Annotated in this window: 7 protein-coding genes; 5 read left to right on the top strand and 2 right to left on the bottom strand. The window is 72.3% G+C overall.

What is annotated here, in order from left to right:
* Together NBW84_RS17470 and NBW84_RS17475 are read left to right on the top strand one after the other, a co-directional pair.
* The coding region (locus tag NBW84_RS17470; RefSeq protein ID WP_250285799.1) for an aminotransferase class V-fold PLP-dependent enzyme at positions 1-778 on the top strand (778 nt) is incomplete at its 5' end.
* A 75-nt stretch (positions 779-853) separates the two neighbouring features.
* Positions 854-1,135, top strand: coding sequence for a sulfurtransferase TusA family protein (locus NBW84_RS17475; protein WP_250285800.1), 282 nt, complete (start codon positions 854-856; stop codon positions 1,133-1,135).
* Between the two features lie 8 nt (positions 1,136-1,143).
* Here NBW84_RS17475 and NBW84_RS17480 read toward each other — a convergent pair whose 3' ends face one another.
* On the bottom strand, positions 1,144-2,124 hold the full coding sequence (locus NBW84_RS17480) for a carbohydrate kinase family protein (protein ID WP_250285801.1): 981 nt from the start codon (positions 2,122-2,124) through the stop codon (positions 1,144-1,146).
* A gap of 410 nt (positions 2,125-2,534) precedes the next feature.
* Positions 2,535-2,918, bottom strand: coding sequence for a HesB/IscA family protein (locus tag NBW84_RS17485; protein ID WP_250285802.1), 384 nt, complete (start codon positions 2,916-2,918; stop codon positions 2,535-2,537).
* A 504-nt stretch (positions 2,919-3,422) separates the two neighbouring features.
* Here NBW84_RS17485 and nadA point away from each other — a divergent pair.
* The 3 genes from nadA to NBW84_RS17500 form a co-directional block, all read left to right on the top strand.
* The gene (gene nadA / locus NBW84_RS17490) at positions 3,423-4,667 is read left to right on the top strand and encodes a quinolinate synthase NadA (RefSeq protein ID WP_250285803.1); all 1,245 of its coding nucleotides are present in this window, start codon (positions 3,423-3,425) and stop codon (positions 4,665-4,667) included.
* A complete protein-coding gene (locus NBW84_RS17495) occupies positions 4,667-5,329 on the top strand; it encodes a DUF3043 domain-containing protein (protein ID WP_250285804.1) in 663 nt (220 codons plus the stop codon). Before nadA ends, NBW84_RS17495 begins: the two co-directional genes overlap by 1 nt.
* A gap of 54 nt (positions 5,330-5,383) precedes the next feature.
* A partial coding sequence (locus NBW84_RS17500; protein ID WP_250285805.1) for an aldo/keto reductase occupies positions 5,384-5,668 on the top strand: 285 nt, incomplete at its 3' end.

The raw sequence follows: 5,668 nt of genomic DNA on the forward strand, positions 1-5,668 counted from the left end.
CGGCCGCGTCGACCCGGCCGGCTTCACCCCCCCGCCGGACACGGCGGTGGCCAGCCTGCAGCACGCCAACCACGAGGTCGCCACCATCCAGCCGGTGGCCGCGGCCGCGGAGGTGCTGCACGCCGCGGGCGTCCCGCTGCACGTGGACGCGGCCATGTCGCTCGGCCGGATCCCGGTGGACGTCACGGCGCTGGGCGCCGACCTGCTCAGCGCCAGCGCGCACAAGTTCGGCGGGCCGGCGGGCGTGGGCATCCTGGTGGTGCGCACCGGACGCCGGTGGGTCAGCCCGCTGCCCGCGGACGAGCGCGAGGGCGGCCGGGTCGCCGGCTTCCCCAACGTCGCGGGGATCGTCGCGACGGCCGCGGCCCTGCACGCCCGGACCAACGAGATCGTCACCGAGGGGCCGCGCCTGGCCGGCTATGTGCGGCGGCTGCGGGCCCGGCTGCCCGAGCTGATACCGGACGTCGAGGTGCTCGGCGACCCCGACCCGGCCGGCCGGCTGCCGCACCTGCTCACCTTCTCCTGCCTCTACGTCGACGGCGAGTCACTGCTGCACGAGCTGGACCGGGCGGGGATCGCGGTCAGCAGCGGCTCCAGCTGCACCTCCGACACGCTCACCCCGAGCCACGTGCTCGCCGCGATGGGCGCGTTGACGCAGGGGAACGTCCGGGTCTCCTTCGGCCGGGAGTCCGACAGCGCGGACGTCGACGCCCTGCTCGCGGTCCTGCCGGACGCGGTCGCCCGCGTCCGCGAACGGGCCGGGGCCGCCGGGCTGTGACGCGCGGCCGCCCCGCGCCGGACAAGCCAGCCCATGCCGAACAGCCGAACAGCCGAACAGCCGAACAGCGGAAACATGACAAAGAACGCGGACAGAACGAGTAACACGGATGACGCCCGCTGGGACACGGCGGCGTTCACCGTGGACGCGCGGGGCCGCCGATGCCCGCTGCCGGTCATCGAGCTGGCCCGCCGCATCGGCGAGCTCGACCGCGACACCACCCTGGTGCTGTGGGCGGACGACCCGGCCGCGGACCTCGACGTCCCCGCCTGGTGCCGGATGCGCTCCCACGAGCTGGTCGCGACCCGGCCGCTGCCCACGGGCGGGACGGCCTACCTCGTCCGCCGCCTCGCCTGAGCCCCCGGTCAGGCCGTGGGCAGGTGGGAGGCGATCTGCGCGGCGGCGTCCGCGCCGTAGGTCTCCGACAGGCGTTTGACCAGCTCGGCCGGGACGGTTTCGTACTCCTGGGTGCCGACGGTCTCCAGCGCCAGCGTGGCGAGCAGGCAGCCAAGCTGCGCGCTGCGCTCCAAGGACAGTTCCCAGGCGCGCCCCGCGAAGAAGCCGGCGCGGAAGGCGTCCCCGACGCCGGTCGGATCCGGGGTGATCCGGGCGGGCACGACCGGCACCCGGATCGGCGCCTGCCCGACGGCCTCGATGGCAGCGCCGTCCGCGCCGTGGGTGGTGACCCGGATGCCCACCCGCTGGAGCACCTGCGCGTCCGACCAGCCGGTCTTGCTCTCCAGCAGGCCCTTCTCGTACTCGTTGCACAGCAGCCAGGCCGCGCCGTCCACCAGCCGGCGGATCTGTGGGCCGTCCATCCGGGCGAGCTGCTGGGAGGGGTCGGCCGCGAACGGGATGGACCGTTCGCGGCACTCGTCGGTGTGGCGGAGCATCGCCTCCGGGTCGTTCGGGCTGATCAGGACCAGGTCCAGGCCGCCCAGGCGGTCGGCGACCGGGCGCAGCTCGATCAGCCGGGCGTCGCTCATCGCGCCGGGATAGAAGGAGGCGATCTGGCAGAGATCGTCGTCGGTGGTACACACGAAACGGGCGGTGTGGGCGACTTCGCTCACATACACCGAGCTCGTGTCGACGCCGTTGCGGTCGAGCCAGGACCGGTAGCCGGCGAAATCCTCGCCCACCGCCCCGACGAGAACGGGACGCAGGCCCAGCCGTCCGAGCCCGTAACAGATGTTGGCGGCCGCTCCCCCGCGCCGGATGACCAGGTCGTCGACAAGGAACGACAGGGAGATCCTGTCCAGCTGGTCGGCCAGCAGCTGCTCGGCGAACCGGCCCGGAAAGCGCATGAGATGGTCGGTCGCGATGGAACCCGTAACGGCAATAGGCACGATGCGTGATTCTACCTGGCCATCACCCGAAACCGCCGGGTCCACCCGGCATCCGCCCGTGCCTGGCCGGCGTTCCCGCACGGTGAAACACGGGCAGCAGGCCAGGACGAGGCCAGGACGACCGCCGGCACGGGTGGGCACGGCAGGCGTGTGGCCGGCTGGGAGCGCCCAGCCGGCCACACGTCACAACCAACGGCGCACCGAACGGATACCGTCGGTAGCCCGGAGGTGTCCGGCACCCCGGCCCGTCCGTCCGCTGTCACCTCGGCGACGGACGCCTACCGCCACCCCGGCCGCGACCGCGACAACACGGCCGGCCGGCCCCAGGGACCAACGCCTGGCCCCCGGCCCCTGGAATCAGCGGGCACCAGGGACCGCGGGAATCACAGGGATCAGTGGGATCAGTGGGATCAGTGGAAGGAGTCGCCGCAGGCGCAGGAACCCGCCGCGTTCGGGTTGTCGATCGTGAAGCCCTGCTTCTCGATCGTGTCTACGAAGTCGATCGTCGCCCCGCCGAGGTACGGGCCGCTCATCCGGTCGACCGCGACCTTGACACCGGAGAAGTCGAGGACGATGTCGCCGTCGAGCTGCCGCTCGTCGAAGAAGAGCTGGTAGCGCATGCCGGAGCAGCCGCCGGGCTGGACAGCGATCCGCAGCTGGAGGTCCTCACGCCCCTCCTGCTCGAGCAGGCTCTTCACCTTGTGCGCGGCCACGTCGGTCAGGATGACGGTGTTCGGACGAGTCGCTGTGTCCACGCCGGTCGCCGTATCGGTCGTCGTGTCCTGGACTGTCATGGAGGCTGCTCCCTAGTGAATATTCCCTGGGGCGTGGGGAGTCACGACGACAGCCACTGTCGCTCCTCCTTCGGCCGGTTGGATACGTGTGCAGGGATGCCAGGTATTCGGCTACTCGCAATACATGCGCATCCGAGATGTGCGCATCACTGTAGGCAACAACATGGGATGCCTGCGACGCCACCCTTCATGCACGGTCGCCGTTCCTGCCATCGCGACAGCAGTCACTACCAGAGTCACTACCAGCGGCGGCCGCCACCAGCAAGCCGTTGCACACGTCTGGCTGGAACGCCGCCCGCCGCGATTGCCTTCCCATCGTACGCAGATCGTCCGCGCATGACCAAGCACGCGGCCCGCGGCGTGATCACGAACTCGTCCCGCGCGGTACGGCAGAAGGTCCCAGACGATGCGGTACAGGGCCGCGGCGAGTTAGAGTCTTACCGACCATACGTCCCCATGCGTGCGGCCAGGCCACGCCACGGCCGGTCGACCTCAGGAGCGAGCATGACGACCCATCCCGCGCTCGAGCGCGCCGGCGTCGCGGCGCCGGGAACACCTCCGGTCACGCCGCCGTCCCCGCCGCGCCCCCGCTCCCTGGCCGGGCCGCTCGAGCTGCTGCTGCTCGGGCACGGCTCGGATCCCGGCAGCGAGCGCGGGGTCGACTGCCCCGGCGCGCTGCCGCCCGCGTCCGACCCGACGCTCGTCGAGCGGGCCAGGGCGGCCAGAGCCGCCCTCGGCGACTCGGTCTTCGTCCTCGGCCACCACTACCAGCGGGACGAGGTCATCGCCTTCGCCGACGTCACCGGCGACTCGTTCAGGCTCGCCCAGCAGGCCGCCGCCCGGCCCGAGGCCGGGCACATCGTCTTCTGCGGCGTGCACTTCATGGCGGAGAGCGCCGACATTCTCACCGGCGACCACCAGCAGGTGATCCTGCCCGATCTCGCCGCCGGCTGCTCCATGGCCGACATGGCCGCGGCCGAACAGGTCGAACAGGCCTGGGAGACGCTCGCAGACGCCGGCCTCGCCGACGGCACCGTGCCGGTGAGCTACATGAACTCCTCCGCCGCCATCAAGGCGTTCACCGGGCGGCACGGCGGCACCATCTGCACGTCCTCCAACGCCCGCCGGGCGCTGGACTGGGCGTTCGGGCCGGACCGGCGCGGCGAGCGGGTGCTGTTCCTGCCCGACCAGCATCTCGGCCGCAACACCGCCGTGCTGGAGATGGGCATGTCGCTGGACGACTGCGTCGTCTACAGCCCGCACCGCCCCGGCGGCGGCATCACCCGCGAACAGCTGCGGGACGCCCGGATGATCCTGTGGCAGGGGCACTGCTCGGTGCACGGCCGGTTCAGCCTCGGCTGCGTGGACGAGGTACGCGCCCGGATACCCGGCGTCACCGTGCTGGTGCATCCCGAGTGCCGGCACGAGGTCGTCACCGCCGCGGACCTGGTCGGCTCGACGGAGTACATCATCAAGGCGGTGGATGCCGCCCCGCCCGGCTCCAGGTTCGCCGTCGGCACCGAGCTGAACCTGGTGCAGCGGCTGGCCAACCGGCACCCTGACAAGACCGTAGTCTTCCTGGATCGTACGGTGTGCTACTGCTCCACCATGAACCGTATCGATCTGCCCCACCTCGTGTGGGCCCTTGAGTCCCTGGTCCGCGGCGAGACGGTCAACCGCATCACGGTCGACCCCGACGTCGCGGCACACGCCCGGAAGGCCCTCGACCAGATGCTGGCACTGCCCTGATGGCCCTGTTGAAACGACGCACGTCCGTCCCCGACGATCCCGCGGGCACCGCGGGCACCGCGGGCACCGCGGGCACACCGGTGGCCACCGCCGGCTCCGCTCCCCCCGCCGACGCCGAGCCCGGGAACCGGCCGGGGGGCGGGGTGGGGAAAGGCCGTCCCACCCCGAAACGCAGCCAGGCACGGGCGGCGCGCGCCCGCGGCGGCGCCCTGCCCGCCACGGCGTCCCGCAAGGAGGCCCGGACCCGCGGCCGCGAGGAGCGCCGCCGGTCGACCCGGGAGTACCGGGCGGCGATGCTCTCCGGTGACGTCAGCAGGCTGCCGCCGCGCGAGCGCGCCCCCGAGCGGGTGCTCGCCCGGGACCTCGTCGACGCCCGCCGCAACATCGGGCCGTTCTTCCTCGCCGCCGCCCTGGTGTACTTCCTCGGCGGCATCGTCCCCAACGCGTACGTGCGGCTGGTCACCACCTCGCTGATGCTGCTGGGCGTCCTCGCGGTGGCCGTCGACTCGGTGGTCCTGGCCCGCCAGGTCAGCGGCCAGGTCGCGCGCAAGTACCCGGACTCGCGGGTCCGGGTCCGGGCCTACGCGGTGCAGCGCGCGCTCCTGCCGCCCCGCTGGCGGATGCCCCGGCCCCGGGTGAGCCGCCGGGACGGCCAACGATGAACGTGTGATTTCACGGCCGGGCGTCCCGGGGCACGGGCGTTCTAAGGTGGCTGCGTGGAGCACAGACGACTCGGGCGTAGCGGACTGTCCGTCAGCGAGATCTCGTACGGCAACTGGATCACCCATGGTGACCAGGTCGAACGGGAACAGGCGCTCGCCTGCGTACAGGCCGCTCTCGACGAGGGCATCACCACCTTCGACACGGCCGACGTCTACGCGGGCACCCGCGCCGAGGCCGTGCTGGGCGAGGCGCTCGACGGCGTCCGTCGGGAGTCCTACGAGCTGTTCACCAAGGTCTTCTGGCCGACCGGCCCCGGCCCCAACGACCGGGGCCTGGGC

Source organism: Protofrankia sp. CiP1_Cm_nod2 (assembly GCF_920664355.1).
Taxonomy (GTDB): Bacteria; Actinomycetota; Actinomycetes; order Frankiales; family Frankiaceae; genus Protofrankia.

Coding starts and splice junctions, on each gene's coding strand:
- NBW84_RS17475 (WP_250285800.1), top strand. CDS start 854: ATGACAAAGAACGCGGACAGAACGAGTAACACGGATGACGCCCGCTGG.
- NBW84_RS17485 (WP_250285802.1), bottom strand. CDS start 2,918: ATGACAGTCCAGGACACGACGACCGATACGGCGACCGGCGTGGACACA.
- nadA (WP_250285803.1), top strand. CDS start 3,423: ATGACGACCCATCCCGCGCTCGAGCGCGCCGGCGTCGCGGCGCCGGGA.
- NBW84_RS17495 (WP_250285804.1), top strand. CDS start 4,667: ATGGCCCTGTTGAAACGACGCACGTCCGTCCCCGACGATCCCGCGGGC.